A 21,595-nucleotide genomic window follows, 5' to 3' on the forward strand; every position below is an offset into this window, starting at 1 on the left:
AGAGCCGGATGCGGGAGATCTGCATGTCCGGTTCGATGAGCGGGGTGTGGAAACGGGGTTAAGGCGAGGTTACTCGGTCACCGCCAGACGAAAGGGGCGGCAACAGACAAACCGAACCTACCGCTACCGCGCCACATCTCGACTCTACCGGGTTGCGTCATCCCCGTCCTCCGCCTCCTCGCCGGTGAGCGGCCCGTGTAATTCTGCTTGCCCAAAACGGCCTTTAGTCACAGCGCGCGCTCCCGACCCACATCAGTCGATCGACACCAGTTGGGCGGGCGTTTCTTTCTGCCATAAAGCGGCCGTTGGCGACCTCTCCTGTTCGGCCAACATCCGTCGCTCCATGGAATTCCTACGCAGACATTCGAAAGTCAACCGACACATGCACACGCCGCCGGCTGGGCTCTCGAGTCCGCAGTTGAGAAGTCGTGGTCGCGATACCATACTACTTCAATTGTGTAGACGTCTTACGACGTTACGATATCTTTTCATTAATTGCAGAAAATGACCGATAAGAAGAAAAAGCAAGAAAGTACACCGGAAATGATCGAAGCGGGATACGAGATTTCTCGCCGGGTTTTCGAAGGGACGTTGCCGGAAAACAAGGCGAACGAGCTGTTTATGTCACGCCTGAGCCTTGAGCCTAATCGAAGCCGAACCGCCAACGGGTATTGGCAATGCTATCTCTACCTGCTTAACCGCCGCCTCATTCAAAACACGATCTCTGAGGATGGTTGGCGATACAACTTCGAAAAAATCGTTGCGCTGGGACCCGGCTTCCTAGCTACGGCTCTCTTTACGCTCAACAGCCACATTGCGTATGTCAAAAGAACGAATCCAACCTACCGTGTTCCGGAACGGATTCACAGACACTTTCTGGCGAGACTGTCCTTGATAGACGGAAGTAGTACGGAAGCAATCGATCTTGACCTTCGGGTCAGAAGCGCGCTTCTCGCGTCAGAAGTCGAGCGTAAGCGAGCCGTTGCGCAAATGCCAGCCGTCCCGGAGAAGATGACGGTGACGACGACCGTTTTCAAAAGAAACCCCTTCGTCATCGCCCAGGTTCTACTCCGGTCGAACGGAAGGTGCGAGGGCTGCCATAATCCGGCGCCCTTCCTCCGGCCTGATGGAAGCGCGTACCTTGAGGTGCATCACGTTCAACGCTTGGCGGATGGTGGGCTCGATACCGAAGAGAACGCACAGGCCCTTTGTCCAAACTGCCATCGAGAAAGACACTTCGGAGCGCGATAGTCGGAAAGCAAGTCAAAGTGTTATGAGAGTAGGAACTACCGCCGCCTTGTCCGGAAACGTTCGGCCACATCCTGTCGTTGCGCAAGCGGGGAAACCTGCCTTTGAGACGGCAGCAGTACTCCTGAACCTGACGGACCAACCACGCGCGCAGTTCGGCCTTTATAGGTCGCTCGTTGATCGTCGCTGGGTCGGCCGTTCCATGAGCCAGGCCGCCGTTCATGCAGCGGGCACCTCGAAAGGCGACTACTCATCTTATTCAGCGGGACGAGTTCTTCGACGCATCCCAGTCTTTCGACGTCACATCGCAAGACCGGTAGCTTCTATGCCCTTCCGATCATTCCTGCAGCCGCTCAAACCGAACATCAAGCAAAAGGTAGGCGAGGTGCTGAATTCCGGCGGCATGTTCATGGATGTCGCGGTTCCCGGCCTTAATCAAAATGCTAAACTTATAAAAGTGTGCGTCGCTATATCGCTTCCCCGAGACTAAAGACGATGAAATCTACAGAAAACCAAGAGCGCATTTACAATGTCTTAGTATATGGCTTTGAAAGGAAGGGGTTGCCGGTACCGACGGAGCCTCTTCGTACAAGAAACTATTCGTTATTCTTTGAACCGTATGGCACTACCAGGCGATTCCAAGAATACGATGCTGTTGTCTTGTTTCAGGGATTATTCGAGACGTTCGAGCGACACAACAATTACGCAGGTTCATACCTTGGGCATAAATTCGACCCAGATGAACTTGACAAACGAAAAAAGGAGGCCGCACTACTATTGGGGAAAGGGGGATTTCTTTGCTATCTTCTCACCCATCGGTTCGTCGACCACGAGGATGGACGCGATTTCTCACGCACCGACCTAGTCAAGTACCAGCTATCCTACAGCGGATTCTATAGAGAAAACTTCGCCTCCCGTCATGCTCATCCCGCGCCCGTGCTCGATGAGTTCAAGCGTTTCCTAGAAATGTTTGGAGCAGCGAATAGCTATTTTACGTGCCACGACGATTCGCTCGATTTCCGACCGTTGGCGACGGCCGGTGGCAGGACTGTCGGTTTCTTGCTGAACCGTGGCGAATATTTTGTCCCTTCCCTGATTCCAGACAGTCGCGATGAAGTAGTTGAAGAATATCTGGAGTTGCTTGTTGATGCGGTAATTGCTGTACACAACAAGCTGCATGAAACTCTCCCCGGATGGATTGCCTCGTATAACTTTGAAGAGGAAGATTCGCTGTCCGCAGGTAAGAGCGACTTACTTCTTAAAATAGCTGAAATCGACCGCCGCTTGCAAGAGTTGTCCAAATTTAAAGCGGCTCTCTTTCATAGCGGTTCCGAACTAGTCGCTGACGTGAGTGCCATACTGCATGCAGCGCTGGGGACGAGAGTTGATGCAACCGATGATTTGCGAGAAGACATCAAGCTATTGGATGACGATGGGAAAGTTATCGCGGTATGTGAGGTAAAAGGTATCAATCGTGGAGTCGGGCGCGAGAACATAAACCAGACCGACTCGCATCGCGATAGGTCGGGATATGATGAGAATTTTCCAGCAATACTTGTCGCAAATACGAACATAAAAAACGCGCGATCCATCGCCGAGAAAGATCAGGAGATCGATGGGCAACAAATCAGACACGCAGTGAACATGCGCATTCTGGTAACGCGAACTATCGATCTGCTCGGTGTGCTTCGGCTGGTGCTTGCAGGCAAGCTATCTCAACAAGACGCTCGTGGCCTGTTCCTTGAGAATGTGGGCTGGCTCCGCGTGGCAGGGGACGAGATCAGCGTCCTTAACGGGCAGTAGAATATCGTCAAGATGATCGACTGCTGGTTCGTCTGTCAGGGGTTCCGGAGTAATGTAGCCGGTCCAACGACACGGGCGCCGCAACTGGACGCGACAGACCGGCCGAGCAAGTCCGCCATCGCTCCGTCAGATCAGCGCGTCCCGAGCGGCCACTGAAGTTGCGTTCTACCTAGCCCCGGAAAGGCCGACCTGCCGTCCCCGCGAAGTCGGCTTGGATGACCGGACCATTCTGTTACCTGCCGTTGAATTCCTGATAGCGCGACCGGCGGCCGTGGGTCGTTCAGCGACGTTGATCGACCGCGTATAAATCCGCGAAGTGTACTTCGCCGTAAAGCAAGAAAATCTCACTACCTGTACCGGGCGATTCGCTCCTTCTTGTCTTCGAAGGCTTGGATCGGTTCGGGCAGGGGCGGAATGATTTCATGAAACCCCTTGTGGAGGTTTCTCGCCATCTTCACAAGCCAGTTCATCAGCCGATGACCGTCCTGCTGCGTCTCCTGGATGTGTTGCTTAAGCCGCACCGTGGTATCACCGCTTTCCTTGAGATAACGCGCATCCACCTCGCCGCCGTTGTGTTCGTAAACATGGCGGCGATGGAAAAGTCGCGTCACGAACTCGATTTCCTCGGCCTGCATGCCGCCGCATACCTCGATGCCAAAATACTTGGAGAACACATCGCAGACCTCGGCAAGGTCGTGGAACCTTCAACCCGTCAGGCGTTTCCGCCGCTGCTCCACCATCGGCACGAGGAGCGCGAGTGCCTTGGCGTATTGGGCGATGAAGGTGTCGATCGCGCCCACGCCGTCGCGTACGCAGTCGGAAGGGCTTGCACCTGCGTTCAGCCGGTCACGTATGGCCGGCACTATCCGGTCTTCAAAGTCCATGAGATCGTTGCGCGTCCCGCACAGTGAGCAGAACCCGAAACGCCCAAGGATGTCGTTGAACTCCTCGCAGGCACGGCATGTGAACTTGTGCTGCTGGCTCTCTTCGGAAACGTAAAATGACGGTTTTTCGCCCGAGGCCCCCACAGCCTCAGCGACGGCGTCCATGTCGATGGCTACGTCGCGCGCGTCGTCAGAGGACATGGCGGCAACTAGCACCTCACAGTAGTGGCGTACGTAACGACGCTGCGCACGCGACAGAAACTCGTACGATTGAAGCTGGACGGCGCAGTAAGGGCAGACGTTGGCCCACGGGCCACTGCGCCAGTAGCTATCGCAAGCAGGGCAGTGATGCCCGAACTTGCCTTCGCTGTCGGATGCCACCAGCACCGCGATGCATCCTGGAAACGGTGGTCCATCTGGGCCCGCGACGTTATACGTCGAGACGGGTATGCCTGACTCCGCCAGCGCCCAGACACCGGTCAGGACCACCGGTACCGGGCGCGACGACGAGTAGGACATCTGATATCCCTCGCGCCCGTCTGAGTCGGTCACACTCTTAAATGTAATCCTGCCACCCGAATGGCCGATCTCTTCGAACTCGCCCGCCATGCCCACCCCGGTTGTTGATTATCGGTAACAGTGTACGACGGCCGACGTCTAAGCTCCCAAAGCGGCCTCTCGTCTGGCGCGAGGCTGAAAGGCCGCAACGGGTCGGGAGTTCGCGTTGACGACGGGCCGTTATCCGGCAGCCAAGCCCAGATGGCCGCTTTGCGGCGACGAGTTCGTAGCTCGGATGGGCTCACCCCGACCCCTTGCCGTCACTCAGGTCGAAACTTCGGCAATGGCCGCTCCCGGAACTCTAACGGACCTCCGCCCACGTCACATCGTCCGAAATTTTGCAGCCGTTGTGTGATCTGTTATCAGAAGTGTCGACAACGCCCGGTCCGAGCGTACGGATTTCTACCCGATGTGTGAATGCCCGCACGGCACCGGCGCAGCAAAGACGATATTCGGTGGTGCGCTCATCGAAGGTAGTGGCGGCGATTCCGTGACGAATGAACAGTCCCTCACAAGTGCTGATCGACGAGTCAGACTCTGGAGAACGGGTACCCAGCACCGCCTAAGGCCGGTGAGACGCCGCATTGCTGCTATAACGGAGTGTGCCCTATGTCAGCAATGACCCGTTCCGCGACTGGTTTCTATTGTGTTGGGTCAACCAACACTTTCATTTTCCGCCCAGCTCGCAGTTCCTCAAAACCTTCCGAGAGCACATTCTCCAGCGGCACGGTTTCCACCCAGCCCGTGGTTTTGTAGTGTCCGCGTTCCATCAGAGCGATCACGCTCTCGTAGTCCTTGCCTGTGTAACAGAGCGTCCCCTGTATGCGCCGTTCACGCATAACAGTCTCGAGCAACGGCGTAAGCATCGGCTTGTCGTAGATCGCAACGCTCACAAGCGTCCGGTGCTCGCCCAATGATTTCAACGCAGCCGAGATAGCAGCCGGCACGCCAGCGGCGTCGTACGCGGCATCGACGCCTTCACCGTTGGTTCTATCCGCGATGAGTGCCGGCACGTCAATGCTCGTCGGGTCGATCGTGCGGGCTCCTAGCCCTTCAATTGCTTTGCGACGGATCGCCGACGGCTCTACCACGTCGATCTCGGTTACGCCCATGCCGCGCAAAGCGAACCACAGACCTATGCCAATTGGACCCGCGCCGAAAACAAGCGTACGACTCTGATCGGTCACATCCCCGAGCGTGGCCGCATGATAGGCGACCGCCATTGGCTCGACCAGCGCGCCCATTTCGACGGGGACGATGCCGGGTAGCTTGTGAACCATGTGGCTCGCCACGACCGCATATTCCGCCATGCCGCCGTCGGATGAGAGTCCCTGAAAGCCGACGCATCGGCACACGTTGTAGAAGCCGGACTTACATGGCCTGCACATGCCGCACCGAATAACCGGCTCGATCGCGACGTTATCCCCTTCCTCGATGCCGGTGACGTCGCGCCCCACTTCCACGACAGTTCCGGAGAACTCATGCCCGATCACCACGGGCAAGGTCCTTCCAGTCAATGGATGCGGCTCGGTCTTTGGAATCAGGACTGGACCGTCGTAGTATTCGTGGATGTCGGTCCCGCAGATGCCGTTCCGACTGACCTTGATCTTCACTTCGCCTTTCGATGGCGACGGCTCTGGAACATCGTCAATTGTGATTTGGCGATTACCATAGTAGACAGCAGCTTTCATAGTGATCGACTCCTTCGGTTAAGTGCAGAATGCACGTCCTGGAACCTGCCCGGCCCTTTTATCAACTCTCAGATTTCCTTTTGGAGAGACCATAGAATTCGAAATAAACGACATAGATCAGCATGACGTAGTTGAGTAAATCGACCCAGGTGAGCGGGTCACCGCCGAAACCGGGGATTATTTCCGCTTCATGAAGTACCGATACGGCAAACCATCGCGTATAGATTTCGAAAGAGATCAAACCAAGGCCCCAGCAAATCGATGCGCGTATCACACGATTCGTCGAATTGCCGAACCGATTCGACCAATTGCCCGTAACGTTGGCCCAGAAGATCAGCCAGAAGGCGATCCACACACCCAACTGCGCAGGCCAGATTGGCAGCGTTATACCGAGTTTTTCGACCGCGCTGGAAGGAATGAGAACCCATCTGAGCAGCGCGAGATGTCCTGCATAGAGTGCTGTCCCCAGTACGAAATTGCCGACGAGTGCCGCGAGCGCGGCGTGACTTTTCCGCTTGAGCATGCTCCACGGCCAGTTGTCGAAAATAAGGAAGGTCGTGAGCCACGCGACGATAACGGAATAGAACCAGCCGATCGCCACTGGCAGAGCAAGCAAGGGCGCGTGAGGCCCGGAAGCTGTCGTCAGGTTCGGGTATATAAGCAGGAAATAACCGAGTCCCGTGAGGCAACAGCCGCTTGCCAGTTGCGCAACGCTGTCGACTACAGGTTTCAGCCCGCTATCTGACCATGGCCAGCCGGACATGCCTGTAGGCAGGATGCCGAAGCCATAAAAACCGATCAGCACGATAAGTCCGGCCGCACCATATCCAACACCGCCGACTGAGCTAAATGCCGGATCCAATGTGCCATAGCCATAGACAAGTACGCCCGGCAAGAGGAATGCAAGCCCCACCGTAACAACGGTGGCGATACAGCCGCGGACGGGTTGTTTGAGCGTCGAGAACCCGGCCATGCCGAAATTGAAGCCGATGAAAACGAGCACCAGGATGCCCCAGAAGAGATACATGCCGAACGGCTGTGGCGAGTACTTCCAGACGGCCACTTTTGCGTCGACAAACAGACGCCATATGCCAAGGCTTATGGCATGCACAACTAAAAACACGGCGATTGAGAACATGAAAGGTCGGAGTACTAATCCCGATGGCGCTAGGGATAACTTCTTTTGCGCAGCAATGTCGGAGATAATGGGTTCCATGATCGGCATATCCAATACGATAAAAGCCCGATCGGTTAGCGCGCCGGACCCACGACGGTCAATCGCGCGCTTGAAAATCGGACGAAGAGAGCGCAGCCGCGTCGGTCAACGTCGCGCTCTGGACTGAACGGACGCTGGCACGCTATCGGTAAACAATTCCTCCGTCGATCATCGGCGCCTGTCCGGTCATATAGTCGGAATCGGGTCCGGCCAGATATGAAACCAATCCAGCAACGTCGTCTGGCGTTTCGGCGCGACCTAGTGCTATTCCCTCCACATATTTCTTGTATGTTTCGCCGACGGGCACACCTGTTACTTCAGCCATGCGTTTGTCTATCTCGACCCACATGTCCGTTCCGACCACACCCGGACAATAGGCATTGACCGTGATCCCGTCACTCGCCAGTTCCTTGGCCGCCGTTTGCGTCAGCGCCCGAACCGCGAACTTCGTTGCGCAATAGACGCCAAGCAGTGCGAATGCATCGTGAGCCGCAATCGACGCCGCATTGATGATTTTTCCCTTCTTGTTGAGCACCTTGAATTTCTTCGCGGCAGCCTGAATGCCCCACAGCACGCCCTCGATGTTGACTTTCAGAATCCGCTCTACCTCTTCCGGCGTGACATCCAGAAGCGCTTGCACTTGAGCGATCCCGGCGTTGTTCACCATGATGTCGAGCGGGCCTAGTTCATTTACGGCATGTTCGACAGCAGCATAGACTTCGTCCCGCTTCGAAACATCGGCCACGTAGAGGGTCGCCCGTCGGCCAAGATGGCGAATCTCGGCGGCAACCATCTGCAATTTCTCAACGTTGATGTCGACCAACGCAAGGTCGGCACCGTCCCTCGCAAGCCGCAACGCAATGCCGCGGCCGATACCTTGCCCGGCGCCCGTGACGAGCGCCACCTTCGAATGAATGGTCATCGGACTTCCTTCGTAGAAGTTTGAGCCGGCAGCCCAGTTACCCGTCTACAAGAATGCGCTGCCGGATCGTCGCGTTGATTACGACAGGTGATGAACTTCCTGCAGCCCGAACACGGGCGTCGGAATGCCTTCCATGCGCGCCTTCAGTTGCAGCGACAGATACTGCGAGTAGTGGCGCGACTGATGCAGATTGCCGCCGTGGAACCACAGCGCCTGCTGTTGTGTCGGCTTCCACATGTTGCGCTGCTCGCCTTCCCACGGTCCCGGATCTTTCGTGGTAGCGGAGCCGAGGCCCCATACTTTGCCCACCTTATCGGCGACTTCGCGAGAAATCAGATCGGCGGCCCAGCCGTTCATCGATCCATAACCCGTCGCATAGACGACGAGATCCGCCGGCAACTCGGTGCCGTCCGACAGCAGCACGGAATGCGCTTTCAGCTCCGCCACATCGACGCCGCTTTTCAACTTGATCTTGCCATCGGCGACGAGGTCGGACGCGCCGACATCTATGTAATAGCCCGAGCCGCGCCGCAGATACTTCATGAAAAGACCCGAGCCGTCATCGCCGAAATCGAGCATGAAGCCCGCGCGTTCGAGCCGCGCGTAAAACTCGGCGTCGAGTTTGCGGATCTTCTCGTAGACGGGAATCTGGAACTCGTGAAGGATCTTGTACGGCAACGACGCGAAAGTCATGTCGGCCTTCCATGTCGTCATGCCCGAGGCGACCGCGCGCTCCGAATAGAGATCGCCGAGCGCATGCTCCATTAGCGATTCCGACTTCACGATATGCGTCGACGAGCGCTGCACCATGGTGACGTCCACGCCCGCTTCCCACAGCGCGCCGCAGATGTCGTGGGCGGAATTGTTTGCGCCGATCACCACCACTTTCCTGCCGCGATACGCGTCGGGGCCGGGATGTTGCGAAGAATGGTGCTGCTCGCCCTCGAACACCTCGCGGCCTTTGAACGCGGGAATATTCGGTTTGCCCGACATGCCCGTTGCGAGCACGAGTTGTCTGGGGCGCAGCGTCAGCGTCTTGCCGCCACGCTCGACTTCCACCAGCCATTCTTTCGCGGCTTCGTCGTAGCGCGCCGATTTGCAGGTGGTCGAGCTCCAGTAGTTCAGCTCCATCACCTTCGTGTACATCTCGAGCCAGTCGCCCACCTTGTCCTTCGGCGTGAAAACCGGCCAGTTGTCCGGAAACGGCAGATAAGGCATGTGGTCGTACCAGACGGGATCGTGCAGGCACAGTGTCTTGTAGCGCTTGCGCCATGCGTCGCCCGGCTTGTCGTTCTTGTCGATGATGATGGTCGGCACGTTCAGTTGCCGCAGCCGCGCACCGAGCGCGATGCCGCCCTGTCCGCCACCGACAATCAGACAATACGGCTGCTTCGTCACACCCAGCGTTTCGCTTTCATGCTCGCGATGTTCCTTCCAGCTCGTTCGGCCAGCGCGCGCGCCGTGCTCCGCCCCCATCGGCCGCTTGAAATTCTTCGGCTCCTCGTGGCCCTTCAGTTCGCTCATCACCGTGAGCAGCGTCCATATCCGGCCGTTCTTCAGGCGGATGAAACCATTGCCGCGCGCAACGCCCGTCTCGAACGTGATCCACGCCTGTGCGATCCCATCCGCTTCTGTTTCGGCCTCACCGGTTGCGACGCGAAAATTCGACGGATCGGCGCTATCCAGTTGCGCCTCCAGCATCGCAGCGATCTGTTCGCGGCCTTCCATGGTCTTGATGTTCCAGGTGAGACTCACGAGGTCGCGCCAGTAGCAGTCCGGCTGGAACAACTCGACGACGGCGGGAAGGTCCCGGTTCGCGAGCGCGGTGTTCAGGCGCTCGAGCACGCCTGCTACGACGGAAATCGGATTGGCTTCGGCCACGGTTACTCCTCCATTGGAACGGATGGTCAATACATTGCTGAAGGCGGGTTTCTCGCCCGCACTGGAAATGGAACGCTAAAAGCCGCGTGAATCAGCGCCGATGAGGCGGCACGATGTCGTGCTTCGCGATGCGCCGGTAGAGCGTCGCTCGTGACATGCCGAGCAGCTTCGCCGCTTCGATCGGGCGCCATTTGGCCGTCGTGAGCGCGTTGACGATACGTCGCCGTTCGGTCATATCGGCTTCGCATACGGGTGCTTGGGGCCCGCTAACGGCGGCGGCCGGTGTGCTGTGCCGATGCAGCGTCTGGAGCACCGGCTGGCGCACCCGCGCGAAAAGCGGCTCACCGCTGCGCGCGAGCCGCAGCGATATGAAGTCGCTTCCCATGCGGGCATCGAGAAGCCGTAAGACGCGGGTATTGAAGAGTTCCGACGCATCGCACGGCAAGCGATCGAGGCCCGGCACGCATTCCTTTGCCCGGCGGTTCGCGGCAACGGCCCGGCCGCGCTCGTCGAAGGCGATGAGGATCTCGGGCTGCGATTCCACGTAGTGGCGGTTGCGGTGTGCAAGCATCACCCAGCTGTTCGTCGTGGCGTGGAGAAAATAGCTGTTTTCGATCAGAATCGCGCTCTGCCGCACGATATGGTTGACGAGGCGCTGACTCTCGCGTTCGTCCGGAGACCGTACGGCTGAAGCGTCCAGCACGCCAATCAGCTCGCCGGAAAGGCCGAAGATGGGCGCGGCGCTGCACGTCAGCGTCGTGAACGCGGCGCGAAAGTGGTCGAACTTGTGCACCGTGATCGGTTCACAGTCGAGCAGCACGGTCGCGATGCCGCAGGTGCCTTCCTCGCGCTCCGACCAACACGAACCCGGGTACAGCCCCGCGCGCTTGAACGCGTTGCGCCGGTCCGGGTCGACGCGATAGTCGATCGTCACGCCGGCCGCGTCGGTAAGCATCACGCAATAGTCCGCCTCTCGCACCATCTCGTGCAGTTGTGACAGGCACTGCCCCGACGCGCGCAGCACCGGTTCCTCGCGCTGGCGAATATCGCGAAGCTCCGGCGTTGTGAGGATACGGGGCCCGACCGTGGCACCCGGATCGAGGTGATATTGTTCGAGCGAACGCCGGTACGACGACACGAGCCGGGGCGACGCGCCTTCACCCGCGCGGGGCCCGCGCGCCTCGATTGCACTGCGCACGCGTTCGATATGTCGGGTCTGCGGAACATACGGCATGGCGAGTCTCCGGCGGTCCGATAGCGTCGCGCACAATACGTCGTTGCACGGCACATCGATACTTCGTTGGTTGAAGCTTTGTACCACGCGCGTTCGCGGAGATCACACCGCAATGCACCATCGCCGTCATTGAGACGTCCGTCTCAGTCGACCGGATCGACTGCCAACCTACGGCCGATGCAAGAAGATCGACGTCGTTTAACGAAGCGATGAGGGGGAGTTGCCGGTTGCGAAGCCGCCGTTCGAGCGGCCGAGGTTAAGCCTTAGTGAATGACGGTTGCTGGCTGATCGGGTGAGTCCACTACCGGCCGTTTACCAGCGTTCCGGTTGGCTGGACATCGATTCCACTAAATGGCTGGTTTAGAGGAAGCTGTCTGACCAGGTTGAGTCGTTTCCAGGCCTTCCGAATTCATTAAGGCTCCGGCTAGGGCAGGCGCGCGACGGCGCTAGCGGCCATTGGTGCACCCGTCTTTCAAGCTACGCTCAAGGCCAGCGCTATCGGTAGCCTGACCGCAACTGCATAAATACACTCAGTCTGTAGGCGGGTTGGTAGGCGGGTATAAGAGGATAAGGCGCACGAAGCCTTATAAACAAAGAGTTTATGGCGGACCCTCTCTCCGCCAGAACCTCAAGCCCTTGATCTTCAAGGGCTTTTTTTTTTGTTCTCAAAATTGACGCGGGCGCTGTAAAAGGCCCGTATGCCGAAAAAATCCGAAACGCGGCCCGTCGTTGTTTCGAATCTCAAGTGGTTCCAATCGAAATGAGGAAGCTTCGTCCTTTTCCTCGCGCTTCGACATCATAGATTCGGATAACTGATTAAACATGGCGGCGCGCAGTCGATCGAGCGTCGAGCATGCGGACAACAAGTGGAGGGGAGCGAGAAGAGTTGTCGTAAGAGTCATGAGCGCTGGTACGGTTGCGCCTCTAATAATGCTCGATGAACTCTCGCACATGGCAGGGCGCAGCGGCCCATGCAGCCCACCTCTTACGACATTCAGAAGGATAGACGATGCGGCCAGGAAAGAAATCGGATTAATCGCGTTATGTAAGCGGCAATCGTTCAACGATGCACCGGCTTGCCGGCAAACGCTGCAATTCGATCCGTTTCCGTCGTGGTGACTGCGGATTGTGCCGCCGCTTCGCGCGTCGCCTTCTTGCTTTGCGGCGGTGCAACGGACTTTGGACGGTTGCGCGCGGCGGCCGATCCGCCGAGAAAGAAACGCCCCGCGTAAGACACGGGGCATCGCATTGCAAGCTCAGTGCGTGAGAATCATCTGAGCGGCGTGATTCTCGGCGTCGTAGTGCAGCGCCGAGTTCGCCGCCTGCTGTTCCTGAATGAGCACTTCGCGCGCCGCCTGAGCACCTCGCTCATAACCGGCCTTCGTCGCGTGCTCCTCGAGTGCGGCGATAAGCGGCAATTGCTCCTCTGCCACCGAGCGCAGCAAATTCAGGATGTCGCGCCGCATCGCTTCGGGATAAGCGCAGAAGTGCTCGAAGCCACCCGGCGCAGCGACGATGTTCACGAGCGACGTAAGCAGTCGCGCGCGATTGTTGCAATGTTCGCTGATCTGCACCGACTGCGAGAGCGTCGCGTGGCCGTTCGGATCGACGGAAATATGCAGGTCATTCATCTTGAAAAGCCTCTTGTAATAACGGAAGGCCTGCATTTAAGCCGCTCCGGCGCTTGGAAACGCTCGGACGAATCCTATTACCTCGGGTGCGCGACGATCCTTTACTTTCGGATGTTTCCGCTCACGCGAAGCATCGTGCGAGCCAGCGCCAGAACGCGCGGCAACGGCCGGCCGTGACGACGCGCGATGCATCCATGTCGCGCTGCCAGGTCGCATTTTCCTGATCGTCGCGCGAGCGAGCGACGAGTGTCCCGAAGTACATGGCAGCCCCCTTTGCGGATATCGATGGCGAACGGCGTCACGTGAGCGACTCCGATGCATTCAGGATGCCGATGCTTCCGCGAGCGCAAAACCCGCATGACGCGGGGAGCGCGCTTTGCATGCGGACATGGGCGAAAGGAGGGGTACGCGCGTCAGCATGCGCGCAGCGAAAGTTTTACATGAACTGTTGACACAAAAGATTCACAGTCGGAAAGGTCGACGGACCGTATCTTTGCTCCGCTACGGTGAACGCGAGGCAACCATGCCGGATATCGCATTTCCTCAGCAGGGCGGCGTGAGCGAACGCACGCGCCGGACCGGTCTCATCGTTTTCGGTCTCATACTTCTCGGCGGTATCGGTTATGTCGGATTGCATCTGGCTAACGATCTCGAATCCGTCCGGCTGAGTTCCGCACTGCCTTATTTCCTGCTCGCCGTCGCGCTGCTGATCGCACTCGGATTCGAGTTCGTCAACGGCTTCCACGACACCGCCAACGCGGTCGCGACCGTCATCTACACGCACTCGCTGACGCCGAACCTCGCGGTGGTCTGGTCCGGGACGTGGAATTTCATCGGCGTGCTGGTTTCGAGCGGCGCGGTCGCGTTCGGCATCCTGCAACTGCTGCCCGTCGAGCTGATACTCCAGGTCGGCAGCAGCGCAGGCTTCGCGATGGTCTTCGCGTTGCTCATCGCCGCGATCATCTGGAACCTCGCGACGTGGTATTTCGGCCTGCCGTCGTCGAGCTCGCATACGCTGATCGGCTCGATCATCGGCGTCGGTCTCATGAATCAGCTATTGCGCGGGCCGAACGGCACGAGCGGCGTCGACTGGTCGCAGGCGGCGGGCGTCGGCAAGTCGCTGCTGTTCTCGCCGATTGTCGGCTTCATCTGCGCGGGACTCCTCTTGCTTTTGCTGAAGGCGCTCGTGCGCGTGCCGGCGCTCTATAAGGAACCGAAGAAAAATCATCCGCCGCCGTTCTGGATTCGCGCACTGCTGATTCTGACGTGCACCGGCGTATCTTTCGCGCACGGCTCGAACGACGGGCAGAAAGGCATGGGTCTCATCATGCTGATTCTGATCGGCACGGTGCCGACTGCCTACGCGCTCAACAAGGCGGTGAGCCCCGCCGAAACGCAGAACTTCGTAGCCGTGGCGCACGAGGCATCGGCGAGCTTCGCGAAATATCCGAACGATGCGCCACCATCCGCCGATGCACGCGAAGACGTTCAATCCTACGTGCGTACGCGCCAGCTTTCGCCCGCGACGCTGCCCGCGCTGAAGCAACTGACCGACATCATCGCGAACCAGGTCGGCGCGTCGGGATCGCTCGCGGCGGTGCCACAGAACCTTGTCGATAACGTGCGCAACAACATGTATCTCGCGTCCGAAGCGATCCGCCTGATGGAGAAGGCGAACGCGCCCGCGTTCGCGCCCGCGGACCGCGCCGTGATCGACAACTACAAGAAGCAGCTCGATCACGCGACGAAGTTTATCCCGACGTGGGTGAAGGTCGCGGTGGCGATCGCGCTCGGGCTCGGCACGATGGTCGGCTGGAAGCGCATCGTCGTGACCGTGGGCGAGAAGATCGGCAAGCAGCATCTGACGTACGGGCAGGGCGCGTCGGCGGAGTTGATCGCGATGCTGACCATCGGTGCGGCGGATGCCTACGGCCTGCCGGTCTCGACGACGCACGTGCTGTCTTCGGGCGTCGCCGGAACGATGGCCGCCAACGGCTCGGGGCTGCAATGGAACACCGTGCGCAGCCTCGTGCTCGCGTGGGTGCTGACGTTGCCGGCGTCGATCGCGCTCGCCGCCGGTCTCTACTGGGCGTTCAGAAACCTCTTCTGAGTGCGTGACGTTCAGGCGTTCGCCGGGCGGCCGGTCTTGACCGTTTCGAGCGCCTTGATCGCTTCGACGAGGCGTTTCTCGGGCGCGGCGTCGAGCATCGCGAGCGCGGCCCGCAGCAGTTCGCTCTTCTTCACGCGCACGCCGTTCTTCTGGCACTTCTCCTTGAGCGCGGCGATCTTCGCGTAGTCGGACTTGGGCATCGTGAAGCTGTCGCGCACGACTTTTTCCTTCTTCACGCGGCGGGCTTTCGCGTCGGCGTTCGGCTGGCTCGCGACGGTCTTTTCCGTTTTCTTCGCGGCAGCGGCTTCGACTGTCGGCGTCTTCCCGGCTTTCTTTGCGACGGGCGCTTTCGCGGCCGGCTTCTTCGCGGTCTTCGGCGTCGTGGCCGCGGCCTCGGTCTGCTCTGCTGGTTTAGCCGTCTTCTTGCTGGCCTTGGCCCCGCGCTTCGCGGGAGCGGGCGCGGCTTCCGTTGCGCCCTTGGGGAAATGAAACGCCTTCTTCGTCGGCGCCTTGACTTGCGGTGTGCTCATCCCGTTCTCTCCCGTCGTATGTGGAGAAAACAGTATATACGGTTTAAGGAGGCGCGCGTTCGCCGGACGCATCCGCGAAACGCGTGTCGCATCAACGGGATAGACGCGCGGCCCTCGACTTATCTACACGCTTGTCCACCGAAACTGTGGATAAGCGCGCGAAGGGGCCGCGTCAATCGTCATGACGGCGATGGCCGTGATCGTCGTCGTGGCGGGAGCGGCAAGCCTTGTCGTCGAGACGTTGCGCGACATAGCCCGGCAGATCGGCATCGTCGATCGCGAAGACGAAGAACTGGTTCGGATTATCGATGCCGTCCGGATGGTTCGTGTCCGTCACGGTGCCGACGAAGTCGTTGTCGTTCGCGATGAACAACGTGTGCTTGAGCGCGCCGCCGACGCGCACGTCCGGCCCGAACGCGAGGCTTTCGAGCTTCGCCGGAATGTCGGTCGACGCGATGCCGTGCGCGTTCAGCGCCTTGACGACATCGAGGAACAGCGTCTTCTGCAGCGCGAAAGGCGCGAGGCCGCTCGCGCCGCTCGTCTGGCTCACGTCCTGCGCGCCCGAAAAATCGACGTGATACACGCGCTTGACGGCCGCGCTCGAATCGTCGCCGAGGCCCTTGCCGTCGCGCTCGTCGAGCAGAAGCTCGTGGTCGTTCACGGCGACGATATCGCTGATCGTCGGATAGTTCGGTTTGTCGGCCGTGCCCATGTTGGTGAGCGGATAGGCGAACTGCGTCGACTTGCCGGTGCGCAGATCGATGCGCAGGATGCGCGTGTACGCGCCATTGGTGCCGCCGTCCTGCAGCAGCGGACTTTGCATCGCGCCGAAGAGCGCGTCGCCGTCCGGCGAGATCGCGAGGCCTTCCATGCCTTTGTTCGCGACGCGGCCCGACGCGTTCGCGCCGATCTCGTCGCTGCCGACGGGCGAGAGCGCCGTCACCGCGAACGACGCCGGCACCGCGTACGCCGCGATGCGCTCGCCGCTCTGCCGGTCGAAGCGATAGATGTACGGGCCGCATTCGTCGGAGATGAAGACGCTCGCGCCGTCGCGCGCCACGCGGATGCTTTCCGGATCGAAGCGCGCGTCGCGCGGATACGTCGACGGCCGCGTCGGCGCGAAGTTGTCGGAGCGGCCGGTGAAGTAGTGCGTGTGCTTCTTCGCGTTGAACGCGGGCGCGCCGTTGCCGACGTTCGCCGCGGCGCCGTCGCCGTATACGAGCGGCTCGCGCGTATGGAGGAGCGTCGTGTCGACGAGTGTCGGATCGAGCGTGTAGGGCAACGTGCCGCCTTTCGCGCCGGCATGGAGGCGCAGGATCAGCGTCTGGAAACGGTTGATGTACGACGCGGTGTCGTCGATGGCCTTGTTGTACGAGATCGCGTTCGGGCCGCGATCGGGCACGGCGAGAAACGTGTCGCAGCCGGCATACGCGAGTCCGGAGCCGAGCCCGCCGAGCAGATTGCCCGGCGCGCCGTTTTCGAGCGGCGCGGCCGTCGCCTTCGAGCGATCGACGGCATTGCCGCTCAACTGACCGATCGCGATGAGATCGACGCTCGCCCACGCGGACGAACCCGCGATGTTCAACGCTAAAAAACCGAACGACAAGGCACATGCACGCGCTCGAACCATGAACGTCTCCTTTCGATGGAATTGCCCGCGCATTATTACGAGCGGCAAGTGACGTTCATATGACTAAGGAAGCGATCCTTTACTTCGAGCCATATCCGACCGATGCGAGCGCGCGATCCCGAAACGACAACGCCGGCGCAAGGCCGGCGTCGTGGACGAAAGTGCGCGGCTACTGCTTGATCGTCCCGGTCGATTTGGAGTCACCCGGCTGAGCCGGCGACATCCCTTGCTCGCGCTGCTGCATCAGCGTGCCGCCGCCGGAGGTGCCGGACTGCACGCCGCCTTGCGACGAGTCGCCCGTGCGCGGGGCGGGCATCGGTTCATTCTTGCCCGGCTGCATCTGCTGCTGACGCTGCATCAACTGATCGCGCGACATTTCCTCCGAAAGCGCGCTGGTGCTGGCGAGCGCGAGGAGCGCGCCAGCGATCGCGGTAGTGGTTTTCATATCTGTCTCCTTGAGCCGGCGCCAGGCGCGCCGCTTACAGAACCGTCAGCATCGAACGTGCCGCGTGCGCCGCGATTAGGACTGTCCTTATTTATGTCTTAAGCGACGCTAAATGGCCGATAAACGGATAGGATATTTGACAGGCGATCCAGGGCGCGGGTCTATTACAATTCGCGATCCAAACAATATCGAATTGCCTGTTTCCCGTTCGAAAGTCTGCACGCCACGGAGTACTTCATGTCGATCATCGCACTGAGCGAATTATTGAAATGGCGCGATCAATTGCCCGAGGAGTCGGGCGAGGAAGCGCACATGCTGAACGCATTGATTGCGCGTCGCGAAGCGGAAATGCGCGCGCGTATCGCGGATTCGATCGCGGCAGTCAGTCAGCGCGAAAACTGGAAACTGCAACGCTGCGCGGCAATTGCACGGCGTGTCGAAGAAACGCCGGTTCGTTATTTGGAATCGATTGACGAATTTTTTCAGAATCGAAACGAAGGCGCGCCTCATGTCGAAACGCCAGAGGTTCTGTCAGATTTCTTCTCGGACGATCGGCGCGAAGCCGCACTGACGCACGCGCCGCTGCACAGGCCCGCGACGCAGATCGGCATGCCCGGATTGCCGACGCCTGTCGTCAATCTGCATGGCGTCATGGGTTCGCTCGAGTCGCGCGTCGCTGAGACGCCGGGCATTGCGTGCGGTCTTCAGGGCATCAGGATCATGCGTATGGTCGCCTTGATGTCGAAAGCGCGCTCCGCTCAAATCGCCAGGATGAGGATGAACGGGACGCAAGCGTTTTATCGCCACTCTTGATTTTCGATCGTTGCATTCGGCGCATTCCGATTTTTTCATCGCGTTACATTTTTATCCTCTTTCTCACGGAATCCGCGCACTGCGTCGGCGGCATTTTCTGCATCGTTTGAATCGCCGGACGTCTCGCCTATACTTGATCCGATAGCTTATTCGAGCGAAAGAAAGCAGATTCCGTTCGTCATGCAGAATGGTTGCGCCGGTATTCATTCGAATCGAATAACGCGTGTCGCGGTACCGAATTTAAACCAACCTCAATGCATGACGGCCAGTGCTGGAAAAGACTGGCCAGGGAGCCATCGTGAAAAGCCTGCTGAGCAGAAGAGGGAGCTTGCTCGACAACGCACCATCGTTTCTCGTGCGTCAAAAAGCCAACATTCCACGCGGCTTCACCGCGCCGGAGATCCACGCCGAAGACCTGTCCGAGGGGGAGTCCGTCCCGGTTCAGCTTTCGACGCGCGTCACGCCGCTGCGGCCCGGGGTCGTTCCCGCCACCCAGCAATCCGGCAAGGAAGCCGTGCAGGCCGCGCATCTCGCGGAAGTCGAATGGCTCGTTCAGCAAGGCGCGCTCTCGACGTTTCGCACGTTTCAGAGCTTCGCCTATTCCGCGAGCCTGTTGTTTTATCCGCGCGATCTGATCTATTACGCCGTGCTCCATCATGAGGATGCGGTCTGGCGCGTGCTCAAGGCCGGCGACCTCGGCGCGGCGGAATCGGCGTTCCGTCATTTCGTCGAACAGGCGATGCGGCTTGCCGACGCCGAAATGCGGCGCGCGCATCTCGAAGCGCAGAACGAGCAGATCGAACGTCTCACCGCGGAATCGGACGCGCAGATCGAGCGCGTGCGCGTCGATTTGCAGCGAGGCGGGCGGCACGATCAGGAGGTTGCGCTCAAGCAGCAGGAAATTCGCAAGGAGCTGGCGCAACTCGAAGGACGGCGCGCCGCGGCGCAGGCGCAACTCAACAAGCTGCAGCGCCAGCTTCACCAACTCAACACGGCGGTCAACGAGAACGTGCCGAATCTGCCTGTCGTTCGATGACGCCACATTCAATCGTCCGAAGAAAACTTCCCGATCTCGCGTAGAATCGCCCCTTCGGGCAGCTAGTCGATTCTTTCGGCATACTCCCCACCGAACTTCGCAATGTATGTGCTGAGCCCGCGTCCGGCGCGGGCCAGTTGCTTCATTTCCTCGACGCGCGCGCGACCGGGCACGCGATAGTCATACAGGTATGTCCCGCCGTTGACGAAGCGCACTTTGATGCCGTCGTGCAGGATGTCGAATGCTTCGACGCCCGAATTGCCGGCAATATTTCGATAAGGCTGCATGGTGTCTTCAAACTCGAACGTACGCAAACGATTGCGCGCTCGTAGCAGGCCTAAAGTTTCGTCGGCGGGGACCGTTAAGGATGTCATGGATAAAGACCAATTCCCGTTCCTCGACTCGGACGATCCGCACTTTCAGCACGCTCGCGCGCTGAGCCTCTCGGTCGGTGCGATTCGCCGTGCACAAGGCAAGTGCAGCCCCAACGACTTCCCGGTCGGCTCGCTCGAATGGCACTTCGCCATCGAGGATTTCGCAGGCGATGTCCTGCGCGCGCTGATGGGCGAAACCGAAGGCGTCAACATTCAGGTCGGAGAGCGGCCGCTCGACTGACCGCGCGCCGCGCGTCTTAAACGCCGCCCATCGGCGGCGATTTCCTCTTTGCTATAGCTTCACGCCGCCCGCTTCGGGCGCATCCACGCCGCCGGGCGGGATCGCGCCGCCCGGGCCGACGTCGCTCGTCCGGTCGCTCGACCAGTACGGCTCGCGTCCGTAGTGCTGATGCACGGTGCTCGCCCAGACGCGATCCGCCATCGAAGGCCAGGAATCCTTGTCGAAGCCCGGCGAGTTGCGCACCTGCTCGGCCGTCGCGTCGATCCGGAAGCAGTGGTTGTCCGTATCGAGCGTGAGTGCGCTCCACGGCACAGCGAGCAGTTTGTCGCCGAGGCCCAGAAAGCCGCCGCTCGACAGCACCGCATAAGCGATCCGTCCGCTCGTCACGTCGAGCATGATTTCCTTCAGCGATCCGACATCCTGGCCGTCGCTGCTTGTGACCGAATTGCCGTCGAGCGTGCTCGCCGCCATGACATCGGGTCCGGGGCCGGCGGCCGTCGCCGCGCCCTTGCCGACGATCTTCGCGCCCGCGGAAGCCGGTTCCATCGATTGACTCATGATCCGCTCCTTTGACCATCGTGAGACACGTTATGGTGAGCAACGGCCGTACCCATGGCGTGTCATCGCGCTCTGCTAAGCTCGGAATTCGTTCATTCCGTCCGCTGCCCATGATCGCTTTCGAGGAATTGCTGGCCGTCGCCTACAAGAAGGAGCGCATGCAGAGCCGCCGTCTCGCCAAAGGCGCGGCGCTCACCGAGCACGCGGCGCTCGTCAGGACGTTGCAGAAGGCGGCGGGCGAGCAATCCTTGCGAGATTTCGTCGATGCGCGCCGCGCCGAGCAAATCCGAAACGCCGATGCGCTGCGCTCACGCGACGCCCGGCGCGCCGAACGGAGCAGGCCGCGTAGGACCGAGCCCGAAGCGACAGGATGGCGCGGCTGGTTCGACGGCTCCGCGCTGCCGAATCCCGGGCGGCTGGGAATGGGAGGGGTGCTCGTCGGTCCGCTCGGGGAGACGGTCGAGATCAGCATCGCCGCGGGCATCGGCGACAGCAGCGCGGCGGAATATCTCGCGCTGATCGCGCTTCTCGAAGCGGCGCTGCGCGAAGGTGCAGCGGATGCGGTGGTCTACGGCGACAGCCGCGTCGTCATCGACGACGTCAGCGCACCGGAGAACGCCGGCATCCGCTCGCTCGCGCATCACGCCGCGCGCGTGCGCTCGCTCATCGCGCAGATCGGCGATGTGCGTCTGCAGTGGATTCCGCGTGCGCGCAACGCCCGCGCCGATGCGCTGTCGCGTCAGGCGCTCGACGCGGCGCGCGCGTCGGTCGAAGCGGCCTGACTTGCGGA

Annotated in this window: 21 protein-coding genes; 7 read left to right on the forward strand and 14 right to left on the reverse strand. The window is 59.9% G+C overall.

Annotated features, from left to right (window positions below):
* Window positions 1-504 precede the first annotated feature (504 nt).
* Entirely contained in the window at window positions 505-1,251 is a 747-nt protein-coding gene (locus NCS02_RS05710) for an HNH endonuclease (RefSeq protein ID WP_250482027.1), read from the forward strand.
* A 492-nt stretch (window positions 1,252-1,743) separates the two neighbouring features.
* Window positions 1,744-3,051 (forward strand): hypothetical protein, encoded by a 1,308-nt coding sequence (locus NCS02_RS05715; RefSeq protein WP_250522936.1) that lies wholly within the window; start codon window positions 1,744-1,746, stop codon window positions 3,049-3,051.
* A 347-nt stretch (window positions 3,052-3,398) separates the two neighbouring features.
* Here the strand turns inward: NCS02_RS05715 and NCS02_RS05720 are convergent, their stop codons facing one another.
* The 9 genes from NCS02_RS05720 to NCS02_RS05760 all read right to left on the reverse strand — a co-directional run bounded on the left by NCS02_RS05720 (window position 3,399) and on the right by NCS02_RS05760 (window position 13,330).
* Window positions 3,399-3,725, reverse strand: coding sequence for a hypothetical protein (locus NCS02_RS05720; protein WP_250522937.1), 327 nt, complete (start codon window positions 3,723-3,725; stop codon window positions 3,399-3,401).
* A 30-nt stretch (window positions 3,726-3,755) separates the two neighbouring features.
* Entirely contained in the window at window positions 3,756-4,544 is a 789-nt protein-coding gene (locus tag NCS02_RS05725; protein ID WP_250522938.1) for a hypothetical protein, read from the reverse strand.
* Between the two features lie 590 nt (window positions 4,545-5,134).
* Window positions 5,135-6,184, reverse strand: a complete 1,050-nt coding sequence (locus NCS02_RS05730) for a 2,3-butanediol dehydrogenase (protein WP_250522939.1) — start codon at window positions 6,182-6,184, stop codon at window positions 5,135-5,137.
* Between the two features lie 61 nt (window positions 6,185-6,245).
* Window positions 6,246-7,400, reverse strand: coding sequence for a hypothetical protein (locus tag NCS02_RS05735; RefSeq protein WP_250522940.1), 1,155 nt, complete (start codon window positions 7,398-7,400; stop codon window positions 6,246-6,248).
* A gap of 142 nt (window positions 7,401-7,542) precedes the next feature.
* Window positions 7,543-8,322, reverse strand: a complete 780-nt coding sequence (locus NCS02_RS05740) for an acetoin reductase (protein WP_250522941.1) — start codon at window positions 8,320-8,322, stop codon at window positions 7,543-7,545.
* Window positions 8,323-8,400: 78 nt separating this feature from the next.
* A complete protein-coding gene (locus NCS02_RS05745) occupies window positions 8,401-10,203 on the reverse strand; it encodes an NAD(P)/FAD-dependent oxidoreductase (protein WP_350029927.1) in 1,803 nt (600 codons plus the stop codon).
* A gap of 91 nt (window positions 10,204-10,294) precedes the next feature.
* Window positions 10,295-11,437 (reverse strand): sigma-54-dependent Fis family transcriptional regulator, encoded by a 1,143-nt coding sequence (locus NCS02_RS05750; protein ID WP_250522942.1) that lies wholly within the window; start codon window positions 11,435-11,437, stop codon window positions 10,295-10,297.
* Window positions 11,438-12,693: 1,256 nt separating this feature from the next.
* On the reverse strand, window positions 12,694-13,104 hold the full coding sequence (locus NCS02_RS05755) for a hypothetical protein (protein WP_008350411.1): 411 nt from the start codon (window positions 13,102-13,104) through the stop codon (window positions 12,694-12,696).
* A gap of 85 nt (window positions 13,105-13,189) precedes the next feature.
* Window positions 13,190-13,330, reverse strand: coding sequence for a hypothetical protein (locus NCS02_RS05760; protein ID WP_160172896.1), 141 nt, complete (start codon window positions 13,328-13,330; stop codon window positions 13,190-13,192).
* A 261-nt stretch (window positions 13,331-13,591) separates the two neighbouring features.
* Between NCS02_RS05760 and NCS02_RS05765 the strand changes: the two genes are divergently transcribed.
* Window positions 13,592-15,178: an inorganic phosphate transporter gene (locus NCS02_RS05765; RefSeq protein ID WP_250519384.1), complete on the forward strand. Its 1,587-nt coding sequence runs from the start codon at window positions 13,592-13,594 to the stop codon at window positions 15,176-15,178.
* An 11-nt stretch (window positions 15,179-15,189) separates the two neighbouring features.
* On the opposite strand, the gene NCS02_RS05770 is transcribed toward NCS02_RS05765, so the two are convergent.
* The 3 genes from NCS02_RS05770 to NCS02_RS05780 form a co-directional block, all read right to left on the reverse strand.
* Window positions 15,190-15,708, reverse strand: coding sequence for a hypothetical protein (locus NCS02_RS05770; protein WP_250519434.1), 519 nt, complete (start codon window positions 15,706-15,708; stop codon window positions 15,190-15,192).
* 172 nt (window positions 15,709-15,880) lie between these two features.
* Window positions 15,881-17,338, reverse strand: a complete 1,458-nt coding sequence (locus NCS02_RS05775) for an esterase-like activity of phytase family protein (protein WP_250522943.1) — start codon at window positions 17,336-17,338, stop codon at window positions 15,881-15,883.
* A 169-nt stretch (window positions 17,339-17,507) separates the two neighbouring features.
* Window positions 17,508-17,783, reverse strand: a complete 276-nt coding sequence (locus tag NCS02_RS05780) for a hypothetical protein (protein WP_008350405.1) — start codon at window positions 17,781-17,783, stop codon at window positions 17,508-17,510.
* Window positions 17,784-18,020: 237 nt separating this feature from the next.
* Here NCS02_RS05780 and NCS02_RS05785 point away from each other — a divergent pair, with 237 nt between their 5' ends.
* Window positions 18,021-18,596 carry a hypothetical protein gene (locus tag NCS02_RS05785; RefSeq protein WP_250519386.1) on the forward strand — a complete coding sequence of 192 codons (576 nt, stop codon included), beginning with the start codon at window positions 18,021-18,023 and terminating at the stop codon, window positions 18,594-18,596.
* Between the two features lie 328 nt (window positions 18,597-18,924).
* The gene (locus tag NCS02_RS05790) at window positions 18,925-19,632 is read left to right on the forward strand and encodes a DUF2968 domain-containing protein (RefSeq protein ID WP_250456440.1); all 708 of its coding nucleotides are present in this window, start codon (window positions 18,925-18,927) and stop codon (window positions 19,630-19,632) included.
* Between the two features lie 62 nt (window positions 19,633-19,694).
* Here the strand turns inward: NCS02_RS05790 and NCS02_RS05795 are convergent, their stop codons facing one another.
* Entirely contained in the window at window positions 19,695-20,006 is a 312-nt protein-coding gene (locus tag NCS02_RS05795) for a hypothetical protein (RefSeq protein ID WP_372492530.1), read from the reverse strand.
* On the opposite strand from NCS02_RS05795, the gene NCS02_RS05800 reads away from it, so the two are divergent.
* The gene (locus tag NCS02_RS05800; RefSeq protein WP_008350396.1) at window positions 20,005-20,247 is read left to right on the forward strand and encodes a hypothetical protein; all 243 of its coding nucleotides are present in this window, start codon (window positions 20,005-20,007) and stop codon (window positions 20,245-20,247) included. The genes NCS02_RS05795 and NCS02_RS05800 overlap by 2 nt on opposite strands.
* Window positions 20,248-20,298: 51 nt before the next feature.
* Here the strand turns inward: NCS02_RS05800 and NCS02_RS05805 are convergent, their stop codons facing one another.
* The gene (locus tag NCS02_RS05805) at window positions 20,299-20,805 is read right to left on the reverse strand and encodes a PRC-barrel domain-containing protein (RefSeq protein ID WP_250519387.1); all 507 of its coding nucleotides are present in this window, start codon (window positions 20,803-20,805) and stop codon (window positions 20,299-20,301) included.
* 110 nt (window positions 20,806-20,915) lie between these two features.
* On the opposite strand from NCS02_RS05805, the gene NCS02_RS05810 reads away from it, so the two are divergent.
* A complete protein-coding gene (locus tag NCS02_RS05810; RefSeq protein WP_250519388.1) occupies window positions 20,916-21,587 on the forward strand; it encodes a reverse transcriptase-like protein in 672 nt (223 codons plus the stop codon).
* Window positions 21,588-21,595: the final 8 nt, after the last annotated feature.

The organism is Caballeronia sp. NCF2 (genome assembly GCF_023631205.1).
GTDB lineage: Bacteria > Pseudomonadota > Gammaproteobacteria > Burkholderiales > Burkholderiaceae > Caballeronia > Caballeronia zhejiangensis.

What these genes read in the sequence shown, in the direction of transcription:
- NCS02_RS05710 (WP_250482027.1), top strand. Translation starts at nt 505, where the DNA reads ATGACCGATAAGAAGAAAAAGCAAGAAAGTACACCGGAAATGATCGAA.
- NCS02_RS05785 (WP_250519386.1), top strand. Translation starts at nt 18,021, where the DNA reads ATGTCGATCATCGCACTGAGCGAATTATTGAAATGGCGCGATCAATTG.
- NCS02_RS05740 (WP_250522941.1), bottom strand. Translation starts at nt 8,322, where the DNA reads ATGACCATTCATTCGAAGGTGGCGCTCGTCACGGGCGCCGGGCAAGGT.
- NCS02_RS05810 (WP_250519388.1), top strand. Translation starts at nt 20,916, where the DNA reads ATGATCGCTTTCGAGGAATTGCTGGCCGTCGCCTACAAGAAGGAGCGC.
- NCS02_RS05725 (WP_250522938.1), bottom strand. Translation starts at nt 4,544, where the DNA reads ATGGCGGGCGAGTTCGAAGAGATCGGCCATTCGGGTGGCAGGATTACA.
- NCS02_RS05800 (WP_008350396.1), top strand. Translation starts at nt 20,005, where the DNA reads ATGGATAAAGACCAATTCCCGTTCCTCGACTCGGACGATCCGCACTTT.
- NCS02_RS05715 (WP_250522936.1), top strand. Translation starts at nt 1,744, where the DNA reads ATGAAATCTACAGAAAACCAAGAGCGCATTTACAATGTCTTAGTATAT.
- NCS02_RS05780 (WP_008350405.1), bottom strand. Translation starts at nt 17,783, where the DNA reads ATGAAAACCACTACCGCGATCGCTGGCGCGCTCCTCGCGCTCGCCAGC.
- NCS02_RS05765 (WP_250519384.1), top strand. Translation starts at nt 13,592, where the DNA reads ATGCCGGATATCGCATTTCCTCAGCAGGGCGGCGTGAGCGAACGCACG.
- NCS02_RS05795 (WP_372492530.1), bottom strand. Translation starts at nt 20,006, where the DNA reads ATGACATCCTTAACGGTCCCCGCCGACGAAACTTTAGGCCTGCTACGA.
- NCS02_RS05805 (WP_250519387.1), bottom strand. Translation starts at nt 20,805, where the DNA reads ATGAGTCAATCGATGGAACCGGCTTCCGCGGGCGCGAAGATCGTCGGC.
- NCS02_RS05775 (WP_250522943.1), bottom strand. Translation starts at nt 17,338, where the DNA reads ATGGTTCGAGCGCGTGCATGTGCCTTGTCGTTCGGTTTTTTAGCGTTG.
- NCS02_RS05770 (WP_250519434.1), bottom strand. Translation starts at nt 15,708, where the DNA reads ATGAGCACACCGCAAGTCAAGGCGCCGACGAAGAAGGCGTTTCATTTC.
- NCS02_RS05750 (WP_250522942.1), bottom strand. Translation starts at nt 11,437, where the DNA reads ATGCCGTATGTTCCGCAGACCCGACATATCGAACGCGTGCGCAGTGCA.
- NCS02_RS05760 (WP_160172896.1), bottom strand. Translation starts at nt 13,330, where the DNA reads ATGTACTTCGGGACACTCGTCGCTCGCTCGCGCGACGATCAGGAAAAT.
- NCS02_RS05735 (WP_250522940.1), bottom strand. Translation starts at nt 7,400, where the DNA reads ATGGAACCCATTATCTCCGACATTGCTGCGCAAAAGAAGTTATCCCTA.
- NCS02_RS05755 (WP_008350411.1), bottom strand. Translation starts at nt 13,104, where the DNA reads ATGCAGGCCTTCCGTTATTACAAGAGGCTTTTCAAGATGAATGACCTG.
- NCS02_RS05730 (WP_250522939.1), bottom strand. Translation starts at nt 6,184, where the DNA reads ATGAAAGCTGCTGTCTACTATGGTAATCGCCAAATCACAATTGACGAT.